Here is a 21,999-nt window from a genome sequence, read left to right as displayed (position 1 = left end):
TTTATTTTTTCCACTGCGTCAGCATAACATCGGCATCCAGCGGTTTGCTGTACAGGTAGCCCTGCGCCAGATGGCAACCGTGGCGCACCAGGAACTCGGCCTGCTGCGTCGTCTCCACGCCCTCCGCAATGACGGACAGATTCATGCTCTTGCCTAGCTGGATGATCGCGATGGCGATCGCTTCGTCATTGACGTCGGTCGAGATGTCCTTGATGAAGGAACGGTCGATCTTCAAGGTCTGCACGGGCAGCTGCTTGAGGTAGGCCAGCGAAGAATAGCCGGTGCCGAAATCGTCGATCGCCAGCCCCACGCCGATGGCATGCAGGTCGTTGATGAAGACCATGGCATCGTCGGTATTCATGATCACCGATTCCGTCACCTCCAGCTGCAGCCGGGCCGGTTCCAGCCCCGTCTCGTGCAGCGTATCGGCTACCATGTTGACGATGCTGCCCCGCTCGAACTGCTTGACGGACAGGTTGACGGCGATCTTGGGCACCACCAGTCCGGCCTCCTGCCAGCGCACCATCTGGCGGCAGGCTTCGCGCAGCACCCACTGGCCCAGCTGGTTGATAAAGCCTGTGTCTTCGGCCAGCGGAATGAAGCGGATAGGCGGCACCAGCCCCAGCTCCGGATGGTTCCAGCGCACCAGCGCTTCCACCCCGACCAGCGCGCCCGTGTCGATGTCGACCTGGGGCTGGTAGTTGAGGAAGATTTCGTCTTTTTCGATCGAGCGGCGCAGGAAGGTTTCCAGCCGCAGGCGCTCCACCCCTTCGCCCGTCATCGACGGCGTGTAGAAGCTATAGCCGTTGCGGCCGCGCGCCTTGGCCTGATACATGGCCACATCGGCATTACGGATCAGCATACTCAGGTCGGTGGCATCATCGGGGAACAAGCTGATGCCCACGCTGCAGGTAACAAACAGTTCGTGGCCGGCCACCACGAAAGGCTGCTCGAACATCTGCACCAGTTTTTCCGCCACCTGGCTGGCGCCATACTGGTTATCGATATCCTCCAGCAGCACAATGAATTCGTCGCCGCCCAAGCGCGCCAGCGTATCGCCTTCGCGCAGGCGCGCCTGCAGCGCCTTGGAGACTTGCTTGAGCAGCTCATCGCCGATGTGGTGGCCCAGCGTATCGTTGACGAATTTGAAGCGGTCCAGATCGATGAACAGCAGCGCCAGTTGCTCCTTGTCGCGCGTGGCGCGCTGCAGCGCATGCTGCAGGCGGTCATGGAACAGCAAACGGTTAGGCAGCGCCGTGAGCGGATCATGGTGCGCCAGATGGTCGAGTTTTTCCTGCGATTCCTTGGCCTTGGTGATGTCGCTGAACACGCCCACATAATGGGTGGTGACGCCATCGCTGTCGCGCACGGCGTTCACCGTCAACTGTTCCAGATACAGCTCGCCGCTCTTGCGGCGGTTCCAGATTTCGCCGCGCCAGTAACCCTGCGATACCTGCTCATGCCACATGCTTGCGTAGAAGGCCTCATCATGCCGTCCCGAACGGGTCAGCGTGTGATCCTTGCCCAGCGCCTCGGCTTCCGTATAGCCGGTAATCTGGGTAAAGGCCGGATTCACGGCCACGATCATGCCTTGGCCATCGAGCACCACCACGCCATCGGCGATATGCTCGATCACGGTGGCCGACAGGCGCAGCTTCTCTTCCGACTCCTTGCGTTCGCTGATGTCGGCAAACACCCAGATGCTGCCTTCTTCCGCATGCTGCTTGTCGAGCGCGCAGCCGCTGACCAGACACCACAGCATGCTGCCATCCTTGCGCCGGTAGTGGCGTTCTTCGCTGAAGTATTCGCCCTGCGACAGCGCGCGATACTGGCGTATGCCGCTGGCTTCGAAGTCGAAGCTGTCGGCGAACAGGATGGCCGTGGAAGCGCCAGTCAGCCCGCCCGGCTCGTAGCCGAACAGCTGTTCGCAGCGGCGGTTGACGGACACAATCTGGCGGTGGCGCACGAACATCACGCCAAACATCACGTTATCGAGAATCGCGCTCTGCTCGGCCAGCAGCGCAGCAATCCGCATTTCATTCGACTTGCGCTGGCTGACATCGGAAATGATGCCGTCCACCCAGGGCACCGGATCACCTTCATGGGTCTGCGGTTGGCCGTTTTCCAGCACCCAGCGCTCCACTCCGCGCGCATCGACGATGCGGTATTCGACTTCATACGGCTGGCGCGACTGGATCGCGTCCGTCACGGCGCGGCGCTGGCGGCGCCGGTCTTCCGGCACGATCAGATTGGTCCACTCATGGGTGGTACCGCGCATGAACTGGGCGGCCGGATAGCCGGAAATCTCTTCGATGGCTTCCGAGACGAAATCGATGGCGCCATCGGGACGGCAGCGGAACACGGCACCCGGCACCTGCGTGACGATGGTGCGGAAACGTTCCTCACGCTGGCCGATATCGTCGAACAGGCGGCGGATCGCCACGCGCATCTGGTCCAGCTGGCTGGCCAGCAGGCCCAGTTCGTCGCTGCCGCTCAGGTCCAGCCGTGTATCGAAATCGCCATGCGAGAGCCGGTTGGAAAAGCGCATCAGCTTGCGCAGCGGTTTCATCAGGCGGGCATTCAGGAAGAGCACGATCAGCAGCGCAGAAATCAGCGCCTGCCCGGCCAGCACCAGAATATACGAGGTACGCTTTTCGGCCAGCTCCTGCTGGCTGCGCGCATCATCCATTTCCAGCGTGATGTGGCCGATGCGCTCGCCGCGTACCACCACTTCGCGCTCGGCCCGCAGCACATGGCCTGTCAGCTTGCGCTGCGACTGCACTTTCATGAACTGGGTGTCGGCCTGCCCCACCACCTGCACCTGCAGCACGGCGGGGTCGCGCATGACGGAATCGACCAGCGAATGGGCCGATTCGGTATTCATATTCCACAGCGATTCCTGCATGCCCAGCGCGAGGATGTCGGCATTGCGCTGCAAAGCTTCCTGCAGGGCCGTGCGGGCCGCTTCCTGCTCGCGCACGCCTACCAGCACATAGCTGCCAACCATGGCCGGCACGGCCAGACCGCCTAGCACCACGAGCAACAGCGCGCCATATATGGAGCGTCCGTAGAGCAATCCCAGCCGTGTACGCAGGCTCACTATCAGGCGGCTAAGCATGCGGAAACGGGAAACAGTGTTGAAACAGCATCGTGTATGGGGCTATGGATAGCGGAAAATTAACATTACCAAGCAGAATTATGCACGGATTCCGTCTTAAAAGTTCCATGGCATGCAAAAAACTCCATGGCGCGCTATGATCGCCCCTCACCGTTTACGAGGGACTACCATGACTACCTTCTCTATGTACACCGCATCCATCCCCGTGTTTAAACAGATACTGGGCGCCCAGCTCGCACTGCTGGAAAAGGCTGAGGCACATGTCGCAGAAAAGAAAATTGATCCGCAAGCATTGCTGCAATACCGCCTCTACCCGGACATGCTGAACTTCACCCGCCAGATCCAGATCGCCTGCGACTTCGCCAAAGGTGCGGCGGCCCGTCTCGGCGGCCAGGACGTGCCCTCCTACGACGACAATGAAACCAGCTTCGCCGAACTGCGCGCGCGCATCGAGAAAACCCTGCACTTCATCGAAAGCGTGCCACGCAGTGCCATCGAAGGCAGCGAAGGCCGCGCGATCACCACCGGCAGCGGCGAGAAGACCAAACACTTCATGGGCGCCGTGTATCTATTCCACTACGCTCTGCCGCATTTCTATTTCCACGCTACCACGGCCTACGACATTCTGCGCCACAACGGCATCGAAATTGGCAAGAAAGACTTTATCGGTAATTACTAAGTTACAACTTAGCTGTCACTAAGCTGCAACTGAGCTGCACGGCCGCACTGCGGCCGTGGGCTTCAGGTGTTGCGGCGCGGATAGCCCTGCGCCAGAATGCGCTGCCACACCACTTCCTTGGCCTCGGCGCTCATGGAGACCCAGTGCGCTACCTCGGTCACGCTACGGCCGCAGCCGCGGCAGATTTCATCGAAGGTGGTCGAGCATACGGCCACGCACGGCGTATCGGGCCGGATCGGCAGATCACTCATCTTTGCCCTGCATCAGCTTGTCCCAGCCATCGTGCCCTAGCGCACGCATGGTGGCAATATTCTTTTCGAAAATATCGGCCGCCTCGGGGAAGGCCTCCACGGCGCGGTCTATGCTGTCTTCGCGGATCAGGTGCAGGGTAGGATAAGGCGAACGGTTGGTGTAGTTGTCGATATCATTACGGTCGGTATCGGCAAACTGGTAATCCGGATGGAAGCTGGCAATCTGCAATTCACCATCGAGCTGCAGCTCTTCCAGTGCCGCATCGGCCACATCAAGAAACTCGTTGAAGTCCTCGAAATCCGTCAGCACCTGCGGGTGGATCAGCAAGGTGGTATCGATTTTCTCGGGATGGGCTTCGGCCAGCACTTCCAGTTCCGCCACCAGTTGCTCGAGCAACTGTTCCGGCGTGCTGGCGTCCGAGACCACATAGCGGATCTGCTTCTTCACCTGCACGGCCTTGGCAAACGGGCACAGGTTCAGGCCTATCACTGCCTTGTCCACCCAGTGGGCGGTGGCGGCGATGACGGCATCATGATCGGGGACGGGACGGCTCATATTCAATTCCTTGTGGACTGCGCAAAAGCAGGATTGTACGCACTCTGCCGCGGAAAGCCTACTTCCCGCAATCTGCCGCCATCTGCTCGCTATCTGATTGGAAATATTCCACAAACCACCCTGTCATACGCCTGACATAGTTCTTGACGTGCCGGCAGGGTCTCCGTACACTCGGGGTTTATTCATAGTCCGATCGATGTTTCCAGTCGACAATATTAGGATACTATGCAAGCACGAATTCCCCATTCCGCGGTTCTGGCCACCCTGCTAGCGCTACTGGCGCCGGCCCAGGCCCACGATGACAACACCGGCTACCCGCCGGCAGGCTCAGCCGCCGCCACCAGTGCCGTCAACAGCGTCAACAGCAATCTCCCCCGCTTCCCCGTCTCCGACCTCAGCTCCCAGAAACCCGCCAAACCGGCCGCCAAAAGCGCCGAGGACGATGCTTTCCGTGAAAAAGACGTGTGGGGCCGCATCCGTAGTGGCTATGCCATCCCCGACATCAGCAATGAACTGGTCGGCAAGCATGTGAACTGGTATGCCACCCGTCCCGACTATATTGCCCGCACCACTACGCGCGCTTCGCGCTACCTGTTCCATGTGGTGACGGAACTGGAAAAACGCGGTATGCCGACTGAACTGGCGCTGCTGCCCTTCATCGAATCGGCCTTCAACCCGCAAGCCCTGTCCAGCGCCAATGCGGCCGGCATGTGGCAGTTCGTACCGGGCACGGGGCGCGATTTCAACCTCAAGCAGGATGCCTTCAAGGATGAGCGACGCGGCATACTGGCCTCGACCGATGCTGCGCTGACCTATCTGCAGCGCCTGTACGATATGTTCGGCGACTGGCAACTCGCGCTGGCCGCCTACAACTGGGGCGAAGGCTCGGTACAGAAAGCCATCAAGCGCAATCAGGCCGCCGGCAAGCCGACCGATTTCGAAAGTCTGGCCGAACTGATGCCGGCCGAAACACGCAACTATGTGCCCAAGCTGCAAGCCGTGAAAAACATCGTGGCCAATCCGGCCCAGTACGGCTTGAACCTGCCCGCCATCGATAACACGCCGTATTTCACGGCCGTGGACAAGACCAGCGATATCGATCTGACCATTGCGGCCCATCTGGCCGAACTGTCGGTGGACGAATTCAAGGCCTTGAACCCGCAGTTCAAGCGCCCCGTAATCACGGGCGACGAACAGACCAAGATTTTGCTGCCCAAGGAAAATGCCGACAAATTCCACCTGAATCTGGCTCAGTGGGGTAAAAACCTGTCCACCTGGACCACCCACAAGATCACCAGTGCGCGCGAAAGCATCAGCACGCTGGCCTCGCGCTTCCACACCACCCCCGATGTGATCCGTCAGGCCAACAATATCCCGCAGAAAACGGCGCTCAAAGCCGGCTCCACCATTCTGGTGCCAAAACTGTCGACCAGCGCCAGCCTCGACATTCCGGCCGAAGTGGAACGCACGGCCACCGTCGCCTTCGAAGCTGAACGCGAACGCAGCAGCAAGGCAGGCAAAGTCAGCAAGACCAGCTACAAGCAGGCCCGCAGCGACAGCAAAACGGAAAAAAGCAGTTCGCACAAGAAACGTCACAAAAACGACGACTGATGCTGTCTAAGGGGCAAAACTGTCGTTTTTGCCCCGTTTTATCCAGTCCGGGGCCGGTTTTCACAGAAATCGGCCTGCTGACCGGGTTGCAGTAGTGCCCCACTCGCCCTACAATCTCGGTCTTGTCCGGCCTCCGGCCTTTCAAACTCAATAACCAAACTGACGTCGCCAGCCCGCCTACTCGGCCAGCCAGGCACGCAGTCGCAATCGGAGTCAATATGGCGTTCCTGCAAGGCAAAAAAATCCTCATCACTGGTTTGCTGTCGAACCGTTCCATCGCTTACGGTATCGCTAAAGCTTGCCACCGCGAAGGCGCCGAACTGGCGTTCACCTATGTGGGCGAACGTTTCAAAGACCGCATCACCGAGTTCGCTGCCGAATTCGACAGCAAGCTGGTATACGACTGCGACGTCACCAGCGACGAGCAGATCGCTGCCCTGTTTACCGATCTGGCCCAGAGCTGGAGCCAGCTCGACGGTCTGGTACACGCCATCGGTTTCGCCCCGCGCGAAGCCATCGCCGGCGAATTCCTCGACGGCCTGACCCGCGAGAACTTCCGCATTGCCCACGACATTTCCGCCTACAGCTTCCCGGCACTGGCCAAAGCCGCCCTGCCGCTGCTGAAAGAAGGTTCCTCGCTGCTGACCCTGTCGTATCTGGGCGCCATCCGTGCTATCCCTTACTACAACACCATGGGCCTGGCCAAGGCTTCGCTGGAAGCGTCGGTACGCTATCTGGCCGAAAACCTGGGCAAGCACGGCATCCGCTCGAACGGCATTTCCGCGGGTCCGATCAAGACGCTGGCTGCTTCGGGCATCAAGGACTTCGGCAAACTGCTGGGCTTCGCCTCCTCGCACGCTCCGCTGCGCCGCAATGTGACCATCGAAGAAGTCGGCAATACGGCCGCCTTCCTGCTGTCCGATCTGGCCTCCGGCATCACCGGCGAAATCACCTATGTCGATGGCGGTTTCTCGCATGTGATGGGCTTGAACGCGGAAGACTACGCGTAAGCCGGCCCCAGCCCATAAAAAAGCGCCCACCACCGGGCGCTTTTTTTTCGCCGACCGGCTTGCCGCCATCGCGCGCGCTGCAGCGGCACAAAATGCGGCGCCGCAAAATAGCTGGTGCAGCGCCGCGCAATATCGGATATAATGCCGCCCTGCCCTGTACATCACAGTGGCAAAGATAACAATGAGCAGCTTCGCAAGCCTGTAGCGCACCCTTGGGGTGTCGCGATTTATAAAGCCCTCCCGCCCTGTGTGTCGAACCTGACACCGTCCCGGCGCAAAGCTTTTGTGCCGAAATTTCTGTCCTATACTAGTTCGATGGGCCATTTCGTCTGTGGTTGGCGTTGCTATATCGCGCTCGGCGCCTGAGCCGGACGCAGAATTTTACGAAAGAACAGCATGACATTTGAAGCACTTGGTCTCAACACGTCCATTATCAAAGCCCTCACCGACGCCGGCTACACCAAGCCTACGCCCGTGCAGGAGCAAGCCGTACCCGCCGCCATCGCCGGCAAGGACTTGTTGGTTTCCTCGCAAACCGGTTCCGGCAAAACGGCAGCATTCATGCTGCCTTCGCTGCACCGTCTGTCCGCCCTCGAGCCAGCTGCCGGCGGCAAAACCCACAATCAGGAAATGCAAGCTGCGCGCGCGCGTGGTGAACGTCCACGTTTCAAGCCAGCCCAGCCAAAAATGCTGGTACTGACCCCGACCCGCGAACTGGCCCTGCAAGTGACCACCAACACTGACAAGTACAGCGTCAACCTGCGCCGTCTGAAAGCCGTGTCGATTCTGGGCGGTATGCCTTACCCGAAACAGATGCAACTGCTGGCCAAGAATCCGGAGATTCTGGTCGCTACCCCTGGCCGTCTGATCGACCACATGGAATCGGGCAAGATCGACTTCTCGCAACTGGAAATTCTGGTGCTGGACGAAGCTGACCGCATGCTGGACATGGGCTTCATCGACGACATCGAAAAAATCGTCGCCGCCACTCCGGCCAGCCGCCAGACCATGCTGTTCTCGGCCACGCTGGACGGCGTAGTCGGCAATATGGCACGCCGCATCACCAAAGATCCGCAGATCATCCAGATCATGACGGCCGCCAACAAGCATGAAAACATCACCCAGCGCGTGCACTTCGTCGACGATCTGTCGCACAAGAACCGCCTGCTGGACCACCTGCTGCGCGACGAAGCGCTGGATCAGGCCGTGGTATTCACCGCTACCAAGCGTGACGCCGATACCATCGCCGACCGTCTGAACATCGCCGGTTTCTCGGCTGCCGCACTGCATGGCGACATGCATCAGGGCGCCCGTAACCGCACGCTGGAAAGCCTGCGCCGCGGCCACGTGAAGATCCTGATCGCAACCGACGTTGCCGCGCGCGGTATCGACGTGCCGAACATCACCCACGTGTTCAACTACGACCTGCCGAAATTCCCGGAAGACTATGTGCACCGTATCGGCCGTACCGGCCGTGCCGGCCGTAACGGTCTGGCCATCTCGCTGGTCAACCACGCCGAAGGCATGAACGTGAAGCGTATCGAGCGCTTCACCAAGCAACTGATTCCGGTCAACGTAATCGAAGGCTACGAGCCAAAGAAAACCAGCTTCCCACCGCGCTCGAGCTCGCGTCCGGGCGGCTGGAAGCCGGGCGACAACCGCAATGGCGCCAAGCCGGGCCAGCGCAGCTTCAGCAAGCCGGGCGCACCGCGCAAGGAAGGCGGCTACAAAGGTAGTAACCCGCGCAGCAGCGAAGGCGCGGCCCGCCGCAGCTACGGCGACCGTTAATCGGCCGCCGCACCCGTTCAGTTCCGCGTGCGCGATCTGAACGGGTAAGAACCCCGCAACGCCACCGCCAGTCATGCTGCCGGTGGCGTTTTTTCTGTCAGCGTCTACAATATCCGTTCCGCCGGCCCGTCTTCAGGGCATGACTTCCGCGCAAACCATGACAGAACAGGCTATTACCGCCACCGTGCTCAAGGAGCGTTCACGCCTCGGCAACTTCATCCGCCGCCGCGTGGCCGACCCTACCGATGCCGACGACATCCTGCAGGATGTGTTCCATGAGTTCGTGCAAGCCTATCGTTTACCGGAACCGATAGAACAGGTGACTGCGTGGCTCTACCGTGTAGCGCGCAACCGCATCATCGACCGCTTCCGCAAGAAGCGCGAAGTGGCGCTGGCCGATCTGACTGGCAGCGACGATGATGAAGAATATCACCTCGACCTGCTGCTGCCCTCGCCTGATGGCGGGCCCGAAGAAGCCTATGCGCGCGCCATGCTGCTGGAAGAACTGCAGGCCGCGCTGGAAGATCTGCCTGCCGCCCAGCGTGAAGTGTTCGTCGCCCATGAACTCGACGGCGTGAGCTTCAAGGAAATGGCCGAGGCCAGCGGTACCCCGATCAATACCCTGCTGGCACGCAAGCGTTATGCCGTGCAATACCTGCGCGCACGCCTGCAATACCTGTATGAACCTGAATAAGTAACGAATACCAAGGAGTGAATATCATGAAATGGAAACTGCTCTTCATCCCCCTGATACTGGCGGCGATTGCTGCCATGTCCGGCGTCGTCATGTGGCTATGGAACGCCGTCATGCCCGGCATCTTCAGCGGCGCCCAGAGCATCGATTACTGGCACGCCATGGGGCTGCTGATCCTGTGCCGCATCCTGTTCGGCGGCTTCCGCGGACGCCACGGCCACCATCACGACGGCCATAGCCACCGCGAACGCTGGGCCCGCTGGCAAGCCATGACGCCGGAAGAACGCGCCCAGTTCCATAAAGACCGCGGCATATTCTGCCGCCCTAAAGCCGAAGAAAAAACCGAATGAAACCAAGCTCTGCCGTACCGTTTAGCGGCTACCAGAAAATCGTCGTCGGCCTGCTGGCCTTCCTGCAGTTCGCCGTCATCCTCGACTTCATGCTGATGTCGCCGCTGGGCGCACTGATCATGCCAGCCTTGCAGATCAGCCCCAGCCAGTTCGGTGTCGTCGTCTCGGCCTACGCCTTCAGCGCCGGCATTTCCGGCCTGCTCACGGCCGGTTTTGCCGACCGTTACGACCGCAAGCGTTTGCTGCTGTTCTTCTACACTGGCTTCATCCTCGGCACGCTGTGGTGCGGCATGGCGCAGAGCTTTGAATCGCTGCTGCTGGCGCGCATCGTCACGGGCCTGTTTGGCGGCGTGATCGGCTCGGTCGTACTGGCCATCGCCACCGACCTGTTCGCACCGGAACAGCGCGGCCGCGTGATGGGCCTGATCCAGACCGCGTTTGCCGCCAGTCAGGTGCTGGGCCTGCCGGCCGGCATCTACCTGTCCAACCAGTGGAACTGGCATGTGCCCTTCATAGCCATGGCCCTGTTCAGTCTGGCCGGCGGCCTGCTGGTGGCCTGGCAGATGCAGCCCGTGAATGCGCACCTGAAGCAGCCGCAGGAACACAGTGCGTGGCTGCACCTGTACCACACGCTGACCGAGCGCGAACACTTGCTGGCGTTTGCCATCACGGCCCTGCTCAGCACGGGCGGCTTCATGCTGATGCCGTTTGGCAGCGCCTACGTGGTCAACAATCTGGGTATTTCGCTCGACCACCTGCCCACCATCTATCTGGTGACGGGCCTGTGCACGATCTTCATCGGGCCACTGGTGGGCAAGGCGGCGGACAGCGTGGGCAAATTCCGCGTCTACCTGTTCGGCACTGTGCTGTCGATCGCCATGGTGCTGATTTACACCAATCTGGGCCATACGTCGCTGCTGGCCCTGATCATCGTGAATACCCTGCTGTTCATCGGCATCTTCTCGCGCATGATCCCCGTGCAGGCCATGATGAGCAGTGTGCCGACGGCCACCAAACGGGGCGCATTCAATGCCATCAGTGCCTCCATCCAGCAGCTGTCGGGCGGGCTGGCCTCGGTGCTGGCCGGGCATATCGTGGCGAGCAGCGCCAGCGGCCAGCTACTGCACTTTGACCGCATCGGCTACGTGGTCGTTGCTTCCGCTTTGCTAGCCATGGCACTGGTGTGGCGGCTGCACCAGCAACTGGCGCTACGGCCCCGGCAAACTTGAGATTCTGTCCAATACAATGAAATAATTGAATACATTGTTGCCGCACGGAATCTTTTTTGTACTATAATGGTTCATGTCGACTACCGCTCACCCACTATTTATTACAGAAAGGGAAATAGCACATGAACCCGAGAACCATGGATGCCGGCTGCCTGCGTGCGCTGCGCCGCCGCGGCCATTCCGACGCCAGCATTAGCGCCATGACGCCAGAAGAAGCCTTCTGCGAATACTGCGCCTACCACGGCATCATGAACATGATGCCTGCTACGCTCGAAATGCTGGACAAGTTGCGCGCCGAAGTACCGGCCGCCGTCACGGCACCCGCCATCTAGTCGCTGTGCTGACGCGCACGCCGCGTCATCCACGGACGTAAAAAAGCCACCAACCGCACTGAGCATGCTCAGGCTGATGGTGGCTTTTTTGCGTTACAGGCCGCGCACACGGCCCGCACTGCGCTTAACGGTAGTATGCCTCGACTTTGCCTTTCAGCTTGATCAGCATAGGGCGGCCATGGCGGTCCAGGCTGCGGCCAGCGGCGACCTTGATCCAGCCTTCGCTGATGCAGTATTCATCCACATCCAGACGCTCTTTATCGTTGAAACGGATGCCGATATCGTGTTCGAAGATAGCGGCAACATGGAATTTGCTGCGCGGGTCGATCGACAGGCGATCGGGCAGCGGAGGGAGTTGAGTAGTATCGTTCATGCCGAGATTATAGCATCAGCTCCCTGCCCGCCTGCAGCCGCTTTAGCTGGTCTTGAAGATCAGCTGCGCCACCCGCTGCAGTTTCGGATACACCACCGGCACCGTCAGCATGGTGCTGCCGATAGCCATCAGCAGCAGCGCGGTAAACGTTTCGCTGGTGATGATCTGCTTGTCCAGCAGGATGTTGACGAAGATGATCATGATCAGCGCCTTGGTCTGCAGCAGCCAGCCGATAATCGACGCTTCGCCCGGCCCCCAATTGAGGATCTTGCCGGCAATGTGGATGCCGGTCAGTTTGCCCGCAACGGAAGCGAACAGCATGACGGCCGCCACCAGAAACACGGCCGAACCGCCCAGCGCCCAGTTGGTGCGCAAGCCCGTGCTGAGGAAGAATACCGGCATCACGGCCATCAGCACATTGGCGCGCAGGAAGTCCATGCGCTGCTGGTTAAACCAGTCCGCATCCATCACGGCGCCGGCCAGGAAAGCGCCCACCATGTAGTGCAGGCCGGCCCAATCCGCTGCGAACGCGCAGGCGGCCAGCCAGATGAAGGCCACATACCAGCGGTCGCGCTCCTGCAGACCCTGCATCAGGCGGCGGTACAGTATGGTCGCCACGCCAAACAACAGCAGGAAGCCCAGCTGGCGCCCCATGCGTTCCCAGTCCAGCAGGATCACGGCCAGCACGCCCCAGATGGCGATATCGTCCAGACTGGCATAACGCAGGATGCGCTGGCCGATAGGCTGGCGCAGGATTTCCAGTTTTTCCATCAGCAGGATCAGGATGGGCAGTGCCGTCACGGCGCAAGCCATGCCCACACCCAGCACGAACTGCCAGCTCTGGGCTTTCGGCCCCATCCAGCCGGCATAGCCGAGCAGACCGAGTGCCGCGATGCTGCCGAATACCAGCGGTACGCCTAGCGCCAGACCGGCCGTGATACTGCTTTCGCGCCGGTGCTCCCAGGCTTTTTTCAGGTCCAGCTCGATACCGGCGATCATCACAAAGATCATCACGGCCCACCACGCAATGCCGTTCAGCGACTGCACCACCTGCGGGTTAAACACGAACTGATAGTACTCGGGATAGGCCCGGCCCAGGATGCCAGGGCCCAGCAGTATGCCGGTAATAATCTGCACCACCACCAGCGGCGCGTAGTAGTCAGTCTGACCGACACGCCAGATCAGATAAGGCAGGCTGAATATGATCAGCATCGCGATCAGGAAAATTTCTGTGGTCGCCATGTGCATATGTCTCCAAAAAATTTTTGTAGTTTAAGTAAAGCCAGCAGAGCCAGCCGCGCCAATTCTAGCGCGGTTTTCGCGCAATATACGCAAATCAGTAAATATTCTCCGTGTTTAGCGCAACTGTAGTTTTGTGTCACACATTGTCCAAAACAAAACAATGCTTGCCAAGTCATGAAATAGGATTATACTTGCGTACTCAAGCACTATTTAAGTAGTTGTGCAGTAGTTTTCAATATTACTAGCCTACCGAAAGTCATCATGAGCGATCACTCTTCTCCCCTGCCCGAAACGGGCGCAGCGCTGGCGCTGGCGCTTGGTCTGGCGCGCGCCCAGGCCACCATGGTGCGCCGGCTCGATCAGGTACTGGGTTCATACCACGGTATCAGCTTCGGCGATTTTATGCTGCTGAACTCGCTGGCGCGCGCGCCGGGCGGACGCATGCGCCGCGTCGATCTGGCTGAACGTCAGGGCCTGACTGCTTCGGGTGTCACGCGCACTCTGCTGCCGCTGGAAAAAATCGGCCTGATCGAACGCCAGCAGGACCCGCGCGATGCGCGCGTGGCGTATGCCGCGATTACCGCTAGCGGCCGCGAACTGCTGCTGAATGCCACCCCGGCAGCAGAACTGTGCAGCAAAGACTTGCTGCGCAACTGCCCAGGCGAGCAATACGCCAGCCTGACCGAAGCCATGACCATCATCAGCGGCCTGCCCAGCGTCACTCTCGGCAGCGCAAACTAAGCAGGAGCATAGACCATGTCCCATCCGGCACCGAACCAGCGCGCTGAGCTGATGCGCAACTCCAACTTCCAGTGGCTGCTGCGCGGCGGCGTGATCTCCATGCTGGGCGACCAGTTGACCATGGTGGCACTGCCATGGCTGGTGCTCAAGCTGACCGGCGATACCATGGCACTGGGGCTGGTGATCGCGCTGATGAGCATACCGCGCGCTGCCTTTATGCTGATAGGCGGCGCCGTGGTCGACCAGTATTCGCCCAAGCGCGTGCTCATGCTGAGCAAATACGCCAACGCGATTCTGCTCGGCCTGCTGGCCCTGCTGGTGCTGCGCCAGCAAAGCGTGATCACACTGGCGCTGGGCAGCAGCCTGCAACTGAGCCTGGAACTGACGCCGCACATCACGCTCATGCTGATCTACGCACTGGCACTGGGCATAGGTCTGGCGCAGGCCTTCGGCGTACCGTCGGGCACCAGCATCATGCCGCAATCGATACCGGCCGAATATCTACAGGCCGCCAACGGCGTACTGATGGGATTACGCCAACTCTCCATGCTGCTCGGTCCCGTGCTGGCCGCTGTCCTGCTGACCGTGTTTGGCGCCAGTGGCAACAGTGGCAGCCACGGCGTAGCTGGCGCAGGCAGTAGCGGCATCGGCAGCATGAGCAGCGCGAGCATGCCTGATGCGCACGGATTGGCCGCCGCCTTCGCACTCGACAGCCTGAGTTTCATCGTCTCGGCGTTGACGCTGAGCCGCGTCACCACCCGGAGCGGCGCGGGCCGCGCTGCCGACGCCAGCGCATTGTCGGTGTGGAGCGCCATCGGCGCGGGTCTACTGATGGTGTGGCGCGATGTGCCGCTGCGGCTGTGCTTCATCTACTGGGGCACGGTGTCGCTGTTCATCGGCGGCTCCATGCAGGTGGCGCTGCCCGTGCTGGCCAGCGATGTGCTGCACGGCGCTTCGGCACTGGGCCTGCTGCTGGCCGCCAACGGTGCCGGCACCCTGCTCGGCATGGGCGCAGCGGCCGCCATCGGCGCGCGTCTGCGCTTGGTTAGCTTCGGCGCCATGATATTGCTGATGGATGCGCTGGCCGGTGTGCTGGTAATGGGGCTGGGCGCCGCCTACAATGCCTGGCTGGCCGGCGCCCTGCTGCTCTTGCTGGGTGTGCTGAGCGGCTATGTGCAGATCAATGTCTTCACGTGGATACAGCGCCGCGTACCGCCGCAGATGATGGGCCGCGCCATGAGCATCTTCATGTTCATCTTCATGGGGCTGGCGCCGATTTCGGCTGCCGCCACCGGCTGGCTGCTCAAACTGATCTCGCTGTCGCAATTGTTTGTCGGCGGTGGCATCATACTGGTCATATTTGCCGTGCTGGCCTACCTGTTCACGCCTATCGGCAGCATCACCGCTAACACGCCCGACGCAACGCAAGCGCAGTAAAGGACATCGCATGGAAACCAAATGGCTGGAAGACTTCATCTCGCTGGTTGAGACCAATAACTTCAGTCGTTCCGCCGCGCTGCGCCACGTCACCCAGCCGGCCTTTTCGCGCCGCATCCAGTCGCTGGAAAACTGGCTGGGCACCGATCTGATCGACCGCACTTCCTACCCCACCAGCCTGACCCCTGCCGGTGTGGTGTTCTACGAGCAGGCACTGGAAATGCTGGCACAGATTAACGGCGCGCGCGACATGCTGCGCTCCAAACGCGCGGCCGCGCAGACCAGCATCGATCTGGCCGTGCCGCACACGCTGTCGCTGACCTTCATCCCCAAATGGCTGACGGCACTCGAGCAGGATTTCGCTCCGATCAGCAGCCGCTTGATGGCGCTCAATGTGCACGACGCCGTGATGCAATTGGTGGAAGGCGGTTGCGATCTGCTGCTGTGCTACCACCATCCGCGCCAGCCCGTGCAGCTCGATCCGGGCCGCTACGACATGCTGGTACTCGGGCGCGAATCGCTGCGCGCCTATGCCCGCTGCGATAAAAACCGCGTGCCAGAATTCAGCCTGCCCGGCAGTAAAAAGGAACCACTACCATTCCTGTCCTACACCAACAACGCCTATCTGGGGCGTATGGTGGAACTGATCCTGACCGATGCGCGCACACCGCTGCATCTGGATCGCCAGTACGAAACCGATATGGCCGAGGGCCTCAAAATGATGGCACTGGAAGGCCGCGGCGTAGCCTTCCTGCCCGAATCGGCCGTCACGCGCGAACTCAAAAGCCGGCAGCTCGCGCGTGCCGATGATGGCAGTGCGCAATGGGAAATCGAAATGGAAATCCGCCTGTATCGCGAGCGCCCTTCGGCCAGCCGGCGCGGCAAGGCCATCGTCGAACGGCTGTGGGACTTCCTCGAACAGCAGCAGAAAAACAGTGGCCGCAAACGCCGCGTGGTGGTGTCCGAACGCTAGTGCGGAAGGCCGCAACTGCGCCAGATCAAATCAACGGATTTCATAACTATGCAAATTTTGCATAGTTGAATGCGCATACAGCATTGGCCGCCCCGCGCCCTCCGGTTCTATGATTCGCCCCACTTGAAGCGCGCCACAAGTGCGCTTCAGCCTCGAATCTATCGGAGACCTGAGCATGACTACCGCACCAGCACACGCATTGCCTTCCTACCTGAATCCAGAAGATTTGGGCCCATGGGGCGTCTACCTGCAACAGATCGATCGCGTCACGCCGCACCTCGGCAGCCTGTCGCGCTGGGTCGAAACCCTGAAACGCCCGAAGCGTATCCTGACCGTTGACGTTCCGATCGAACGCGATGACGGCAGCATCGCCCACTACGAAGGCTATCGCGTACAGCACAATATGTCGCGTGGTCCGGGCAAAGGCGGCGTGCGCTTCCACCAGGACGTAACTCTCTCCGAAGTAATGGCGTTGTCGGCATGGATGACGGTCAAGAACGCCGCTGTGAACGTGCCATACGGCGGCGCTAAAGGCGGTATCCGTGTCGATCCTAAAACTCTGTCGCGCGGCGAACTGCAGCGCCTGACTCGCCGCTACACCAGCGAAATCTCGCTGATCATCGGCCCTAACAAGGACATTCCTGCACCGGACGTCAACACCAACGAACAGGTGATGGCATGGATGATGGACTCCTACGCCATGATCGAAGGTAATCTGTCGACCGGCGTAGTGACCGGCAAACCGATCTCGCTGGGTGGCTCGCTGGGCCGCCGCGAAGCCACCGGCCGTGGCGTGTTCGTGGTAGGCCGCGAAGCCGCTGCCAAGCGCGGCGTAGCAATCGAAGGCGCCCGCGTTGCAGTACAGGGCTTCGGTAATGTGGGCGGCGTTGCTGCCACCATGTTTGCAGAAGCCGGTTCGAAAATCATCGCCGTGCAGGATCATACGGGCACCGTGGTGCATCAGGGCGGCCTGGATATTCCGCGTCTGCACAAGCACGTGGCCGAATGCGGCAGCGTCTCCGGTTTCCCCGGCGCTGAAGCCTTCCTCGACCGCGACGCGTTCTGGGGCATCGAGTCCGACATCCTGATTCCGGCTGCGCTGGAACAGCAGATCACGGCTGCCAATGCACCGAAGATCCGCACCAAAATCATTCTGGAAGGCGCCAACGGACCGACCACGCCGGAAGCCGACGACATCCTGACCGACAAGGATGTGCTGATCGTGCCGGACGTGCTGGCCAATGCCGGTGGCGTCACCGTTTCCTACTTCGAGTGGGTACAGGACTTCTCCAGCTTCTTCTGGACCGAAGACGAAATCAATGCGCGCCTGACCCGCATCATGCAGGACGCTTTCAACTCGGTGTGGACTGTCGCACAGGAGAAGAAAGTCACGCTGCGTACCGCCACCTTCATCCTTGCCTGCACCCGTGTGCTGCAGGCGCGTGAAGTCCGCGGCCTGTATCCATAATGTACTGATCCCCAGCAGTTCGCGCCTGCACCGGCTTCGGCCCGTGCAGGCGTTTTTTACATCGCTTGCAGAACCAATTCAAGGGACCACATGAGCACCATCGAACAGAAAGCGCTGGCCTATCACCGTCAGGGCAGCGCCGGCAAAATCGCCATAGAAGTGACCAAGAGCGTAGGCACGCAGGAAGATCTGGCACTGGCCTACTCGCCCGGCGTGGCCGCACCGTGCGTGGAAATCCAGCGCGAGCCGGCACGCGCCTACGAATACACGGCTAAAGGCAATCTGGTCGGCGTGATTACCAACGGCAGCGCCGTGCTAGGTCTGGGCAATATCGGCGCGCTGGCCGGCAAGCCTGTAATGGAAGGCAAAGTGGTGCTGTTCAAGAAGTTCGCCGGCATCGATGCCTTCGATATCGAAATCGATGAAACCGATCCCGATAAACTGGTGGACATCATCGCGGCCCTGCACCCTACTTTCGGCGGCATCAATCTGGAAGACATCAAGGCACCGGAGTGCTTTTACATCGAACGCAAGCTGCGCGAGCGGCTGGCCATACCCGTGTTCCATGACGACCAGCATGGCACCGCCATCGTGGTGGGTGCCGGCATGATCAACGCGCTGCAGCTGAGCGGGCGCGATATCGCCACGGTGAAAATCGTCTGCTCTGGTGCCGGTGCAGCCGCCATGGCCTGCCTCGATCTGCTGCTCGATCTGGGCGCCAGACGCGAGAACATTTTTGTCTGCGACAGCAAGGGCGTGCTGAGTACCCGCCGCCAGCTCGATGGCGAAAAAGCCGCATGGGCGCAGGACACCGATGCCACCACGCTGTCGCAAGTGATGGTGGGTGCCGATGTATTCCTCGGCGTGTCCGGTCCGGGCGTGCTGTCGCCGCGCGATATCGAACAGATGAGCAAGCAGCCCATCGTCTTCACGCTGGCCAATCCGGAACCGGAACTGCGGCCCGAACTCGTGCGCGAAGCAGCACCGGATGCCATCATCGCCACCGGCCGTTCCGACTACCCCAACCAGATCAATAATGCGCTGTGCTTCCCCTACCTGTTCCGCGCGGCGCTCGATAGCGGCGCTTCCACCATCAATCAGGAAATGAAGCGCGCCTGCGTGCTGGCGCTGGCCGAGATGGCCCGTAGCGACAGCCGCTTTGGCAAGGATTATGTGGTACCGGGTCTGCTCGATCCGCGCCTGCTGTCCGGCGTCACGCCGAAAATCGCTGCCGCAGCTTACCGCAGCGGCGTGGCACGCAAGCAACTCGATGAGCTGGTCTATGCGGAAGACTTGAAAGATCTGGCCGAGACCCTGCTGTAGACCGCAATAGCTTAGGGGCGCGTGATGCGGAACGCTTCCAGATGGTATTCATCCCCTACCAGCAGCAGGCTGTGATCGCTGAACATCAATTGGCGCAGCACGGGATAGTTCCCCATCACCAGCGCGCCACCATACAAGCGTAAGCGCTTGATGGTGGCCTTCTGCTCCGACAGGGCTGTCGTGCCGATGGCGTAATCGGCCAGCACCAGCACATCGCCCTGCGCGTCGCCGCTGGCATAGGTGCCCACACCTACATCGGCCAGCAGCAGATTATTCTTGTACAGGCGCGCATCAATAAACGGTGCCCGTCCCGACGCGGCCCACTGGGTAGACAGGACTTCCTGCCCCAGTTCCGTACGCCCCGTCGGCAGCACCGCCACGCCATTCTTGTCTAGCGCCACCCCCATTACCCCGCCCGGGCTGGTGAAAGTCGCTTTACCATTCCAGATCGCGCCCATCCTGCCGCTGTTATCCAGCACCACCGGCATAGGCTCGGCGCCGCCCGTACCCAGCGAATGGATCACGGGAGCGCCCAGCCCTTTCGGCCAGATGGCCAGCATGGCGGTAGACCCATCGAGCCAGGTGGTCAGCACCGTGCCCGCCGAAGTCGCCACGCGCGGCCGCACGGCCGACAGCGCGATTTCGAACGGTGGCGTAAGCTGGCGCCCTGAGTAATCGTACTTGCACAGCTTGAGCAGATACTGGGTCTTGTCGTTCACCGGCAGCAGCGAGAAAGTGGTGGCGAGCCAGAAGCCGTTGCCGTCCACCGAGGCTGCATTCTCAGCCGCTGCCAGTTCCGTGGTCGAGGTGGCCGCCACGGCAGGATACAGATCGATCGCACTGCCCTGCAATTTAGCCTGAGCATCGAACTTCAGCATGCGCGTGCCGGGACCGGCCTGCAGCATGACGAAACCGTCAGGCGCCGGCAGCAGCAGCCATTCACCCACATAGGCATCGGCCAGCGTAAAGCCGTAATCAGTGCTGGAGAGCAGCGTACCATCCTTATCCAGCACGCTAAGGCGGGTGCGCGGATGCACCTGCTTCTTATTCAGCGTGATTTCTGCGTCCGAGGCGGACAGCACGACGATGCGCTCGCCCACCACCAGCGCTTCGCCCAGCCCTTTGAGCGCGGCATTGCCGGGCAGCGTCACCAGCTGCGGGCTGGCCACGGTGATGCTGGCAGTGGCATCAGGCGTAGTCGTACTGCCGGAACTGGTCGGGGAACTGGAGGAACTGGAAGAAGAGGCGCCACCACCGCAAGCGCCCAAGGAGGCTGCCAGCAGCAGACAGGCTAGCTGGCGGGGAAAAGCTAGAAAACGCATACGGGCTCGCAGGGCTCGATCTGAAAGCAAAAAGTATATAGAAAAGCTAACAACGCCCTATACCATCTGCACCACAACAGCATGACCCTGCGAGCCAGCGGGATGACCGCGCAGGCCGCGCGCACGTGCACACGCCGGCCTGCCCATCACTGTACCCCTACTTTAGCGGCGGATAACGGCGCCGCCCTTCATGACGAAGTCGATCTTGGTCAATTCGCCAATATTAGCAAATGGATCACCTTTGACGGCCACGATATCGGCAAACTTGCCGGCGCTGAGCGAACCCACGCTGTCTTTCCAGCCCAGCAGGTCGGCTGCATTGATGGTGGCCGACTGGATCGCCTGCATAGGCGTCATGCCGTACTTGACCATGTAGGCAAACTGTTTGCCGTTGTCGCCATGCGGGTAGACGCCGGAATCGGAACCGAAGGCCATTTTGGCGCCACCGTTAAAGGCTTTGCGGAAGTTGTCGCGCTGGGTCTGGCCGATGACTTTTTCCTTGGCGATGGACTCGGGCAGCATGCCGGCCTTCTCGCCTTCCTGCAGAATGTAGTCGTCGTTATAGATGTCCATCACCAGATACACGCCCTTCTCGCGCGCCAGACGGATGCCCTCTTCGTCGATCAGGCTGGCGTGTTCGATCGAATCCACGCCGGCGATGATGGCATCGCGGATGCTGCTGGTGCCGTGTGCGTGCGCAGCGACTTTGCGGCCCAGTTTATGGGCTTCCGCCACGATGGCCTGCATCTCTTCCAGGGTGTACTGCTGCGCGCCCGGCTCGTCACCTTTCGACAGTACGCCGCCCGAAGCGCAGATCTTGATCACATCGGCGCCGTATTTGACCATTTCACGCACACGGGCGCGGGCTTCCCATGGGCCGTCGGCCACACCGCGACCGGTGACCTTCATATCTGGCGGCAGCAGGTTTTCATCACAATGGCCGCCCTGTATGCCGATCGCGTAAGCGGCCGTGCGCATGCGCGGGCCGATAAAGTCGCCGTCATTGATCGCATCGCGCAGCGCCACGTCGCCGAAGCCGCCAGCACCCACATTGCGCACGGAGGTGAAGCCTGCTTCCAGCGTCAGGCGGGCCGCACGTACGCCATACAGCGCAGCGCGGGTATCGGATACGCCCAGTGCATTGTAGCCACCCAGTTTGGCGTCATTGGTCAGGTGGGTGTGCATATCGATAAAGCCCGGCATCACGGTCTGGCCGGACAGGTCGATCAGCTGCGCACCGCTAGGCACTTTGGTGCTGGCCGTGGGACCGACTGCGCTGATACGCTCGCCGTCAATAACGATGGTCTGGTCCTTGAGGACGGTGCCCGCCACCACGTCTACCAGCTTGCCGGCACGGATCACCACGACCTTGCCATGATCGGCAGCAGCAAAGGTGGGCATGGCGGAGCTGGCGGCGCCGATCACGGCGGCGGAAATCAGGAGATGCTTGAAATTCATGGGGAACGCCTTTTTCACGGGAAAAGAAAAGCATAGCAGAGCAA

Annotated in this window: 20 protein-coding genes; 13 read left to right on the top strand and 7 right to left on the bottom strand. The window is 60.7% G+C overall.

What is annotated here, in order from left to right; translation table 11 throughout:
* Position 1: 1 nt before the first annotated feature.
* Complete coding sequence (locus GM655_RS05920) at positions 2-3,118, bottom strand: EAL domain-containing protein (RefSeq protein ID WP_155433634.1); 3,117 nt, start codon at positions 3,116-3,118, stop codon at positions 2-4.
* A gap of 169 nt (positions 3,119-3,287) precedes the next feature.
* Here GM655_RS05920 and GM655_RS05915 point away from each other — a divergent pair, with 169 nt between their 5' ends.
* Complete coding sequence (locus GM655_RS05915; RefSeq protein ID WP_155433633.1) at positions 3,288-3,797, top strand: DUF1993 domain-containing protein; 510 nt, start codon at positions 3,288-3,290, stop codon at positions 3,795-3,797.
* Between the two features lie 62 nt (positions 3,798-3,859).
* Here GM655_RS05915 and GM655_RS05910 read toward each other — a convergent pair whose 3' ends face one another.
* Positions 3,860-4,048, bottom strand: coding sequence for a DUF1289 domain-containing protein (locus GM655_RS05910; RefSeq protein WP_155433632.1), 189 nt, complete (start codon positions 4,046-4,048; stop codon positions 3,860-3,862).
* Positions 4,041-4,604, bottom strand: a complete 564-nt coding sequence (locus GM655_RS05905; protein ID WP_155433631.1) for a DUF1415 domain-containing protein — start codon at positions 4,602-4,604, stop codon at positions 4,041-4,043. The genes GM655_RS05910 and GM655_RS05905 overlap by 8 nt, the downstream gene beginning before the upstream one ends.
* Positions 4,605-4,829: 225 nt before the next feature.
* Here GM655_RS05905 and GM655_RS05900 point away from each other — a divergent pair, with 225 nt between their 5' ends.
* The 7 genes from GM655_RS05900 (at position 4,830) to GM655_RS05870 (ending at position 11,618) form a co-directional block, all read left to right on the top strand.
* The gene (locus tag GM655_RS05900; protein WP_155433630.1) at positions 4,830-6,215 is read left to right on the top strand and encodes a transglycosylase SLT domain-containing protein; all 1,386 of its coding nucleotides are present in this window, start codon (positions 4,830-4,832) and stop codon (positions 6,213-6,215) included.
* A 218-nt stretch (positions 6,216-6,433) separates the two neighbouring features.
* Complete coding sequence (gene fabI, locus GM655_RS05895; RefSeq protein ID WP_155433629.1) at positions 6,434-7,225, top strand: enoyl-ACP reductase FabI; 792 nt, start codon at positions 6,434-6,436, stop codon at positions 7,223-7,225.
* 396 nt (positions 7,226-7,621) lie between these two features.
* Complete coding sequence (locus GM655_RS05890) at positions 7,622-9,013, top strand: DEAD/DEAH box helicase (protein ID WP_155433628.1); 1,392 nt, start codon at positions 7,622-7,624, stop codon at positions 9,011-9,013.
* 157 nt (positions 9,014-9,170) lie between these two features.
* Positions 9,171-9,707 carry a sigma-70 family RNA polymerase sigma factor gene (locus GM655_RS05885; RefSeq protein WP_155433627.1) on the top strand — a complete coding sequence of 179 codons (537 nt, stop codon included), beginning with the start codon at positions 9,171-9,173 and terminating at the stop codon, positions 9,705-9,707.
* A 26-nt stretch (positions 9,708-9,733) separates the two neighbouring features.
* Positions 9,734-10,057: a hypothetical protein gene (locus tag GM655_RS05880; RefSeq protein WP_155433626.1), complete on the top strand. Its 324-nt coding sequence runs from the start codon at positions 9,734-9,736 to the stop codon at positions 10,055-10,057.
* The gene (locus GM655_RS05875) at positions 10,054-11,286 is read left to right on the top strand and encodes an MFS transporter (protein ID WP_155433625.1); all 1,233 of its coding nucleotides are present in this window, start codon (positions 10,054-10,056) and stop codon (positions 11,284-11,286) included. The genes GM655_RS05880 and GM655_RS05875 overlap by 4 nt, the downstream gene beginning before the upstream one ends.
* A 122-nt stretch (positions 11,287-11,408) precedes the next feature.
* On the top strand, positions 11,409-11,618 hold the full coding sequence (locus tag GM655_RS05870) for a hypothetical protein (protein WP_229632381.1): 210 nt from the start codon (positions 11,409-11,411) through the stop codon (positions 11,616-11,618).
* 124 nt (positions 11,619-11,742) lie between these two features.
* On the opposite strand, the gene GM655_RS05865 is transcribed toward GM655_RS05870, so the two are convergent.
* Together GM655_RS05865 and GM655_RS05860 are read right to left on the bottom strand one after the other, a co-directional pair.
* Complete coding sequence (locus GM655_RS05865; protein WP_155433624.1) at positions 11,743-11,991, bottom strand: DUF3297 family protein; 249 nt, start codon at positions 11,989-11,991, stop codon at positions 11,743-11,745.
* Positions 11,992-12,033: 42 nt separating this feature from the next.
* On the bottom strand, positions 12,034-13,239 hold the full coding sequence (locus tag GM655_RS05860; RefSeq protein ID WP_155433623.1) for a cation:proton antiporter: 1,206 nt from the start codon (positions 13,237-13,239) through the stop codon (positions 12,034-12,036).
* A 255-nt stretch (positions 13,240-13,494) separates the two neighbouring features.
* On the opposite strand from GM655_RS05860, the gene GM655_RS05855 reads away from it, so the two are divergent.
* The 5 genes from GM655_RS05855 to GM655_RS05835 all read left to right on the top strand — a co-directional run bounded on the left by GM655_RS05855 (position 13,495) and on the right by GM655_RS05835 (position 19,175).
* Complete coding sequence (locus GM655_RS05855; protein WP_155433622.1) at positions 13,495-13,974, top strand: MarR family winged helix-turn-helix transcriptional regulator; 480 nt, start codon at positions 13,495-13,497, stop codon at positions 13,972-13,974.
* 15 nt (positions 13,975-13,989) lie between these two features.
* Positions 13,990-15,411 (top strand): MFS transporter, encoded by a 1,422-nt coding sequence (locus GM655_RS05850; protein WP_155433621.1) that lies wholly within the window; start codon positions 13,990-13,992, stop codon positions 15,409-15,411.
* A 10-nt stretch (positions 15,412-15,421) separates the two neighbouring features.
* Positions 15,422-16,384 carry a LysR substrate-binding domain-containing protein gene (locus GM655_RS05845; RefSeq protein WP_155433620.1) on the top strand — a complete coding sequence of 321 codons (963 nt, stop codon included), beginning with the start codon at positions 15,422-15,424 and terminating at the stop codon, positions 16,382-16,384.
* A gap of 175 nt (positions 16,385-16,559) precedes the next feature.
* Positions 16,560-17,852 (top strand): Glu/Leu/Phe/Val family dehydrogenase, encoded by a 1,293-nt coding sequence (locus GM655_RS05840; RefSeq protein WP_155433619.1) that lies wholly within the window; start codon positions 16,560-16,562, stop codon positions 17,850-17,852.
* A gap of 90 nt (positions 17,853-17,942) precedes the next feature.
* Positions 17,943-19,175, top strand: coding sequence for a malic enzyme-like NAD(P)-binding protein (locus GM655_RS05835; RefSeq protein WP_155433618.1), 1,233 nt, complete (start codon positions 17,943-17,945; stop codon positions 19,173-19,175).
* Between the two features lie 11 nt (positions 19,176-19,186).
* On the opposite strand, the gene GM655_RS05830 is transcribed toward GM655_RS05835, so the two are convergent.
* Positions 19,187-20,497, bottom strand: coding sequence for a hypothetical protein (locus GM655_RS05830; RefSeq protein WP_155433617.1), 1,311 nt, complete (start codon positions 20,495-20,497; stop codon positions 19,187-19,189).
* A 162-nt stretch (positions 20,498-20,659) separates the two neighbouring features.
* The gene (locus GM655_RS05825) at positions 20,660-21,955 is read right to left on the bottom strand and encodes a Xaa-Pro dipeptidase (RefSeq protein ID WP_155433616.1); all 1,296 of its coding nucleotides are present in this window, start codon (positions 21,953-21,955) and stop codon (positions 20,660-20,662) included.
* Positions 21,956-21,999: the final 44 nt, after the last annotated feature.

The sequence above is a fragment of the Pseudoduganella danionis genome, from assembly GCF_009720775.1.
GTDB classification, from domain to species: Bacteria; Pseudomonadota; Gammaproteobacteria; order Burkholderiales; family Burkholderiaceae_D; genus Rugamonas; species Rugamonas danionis.
The sequence above is the reverse complement of the archived record's forward strand: the minus strand, read 5'-3'. Positions and strand labels throughout refer to the sequence as shown.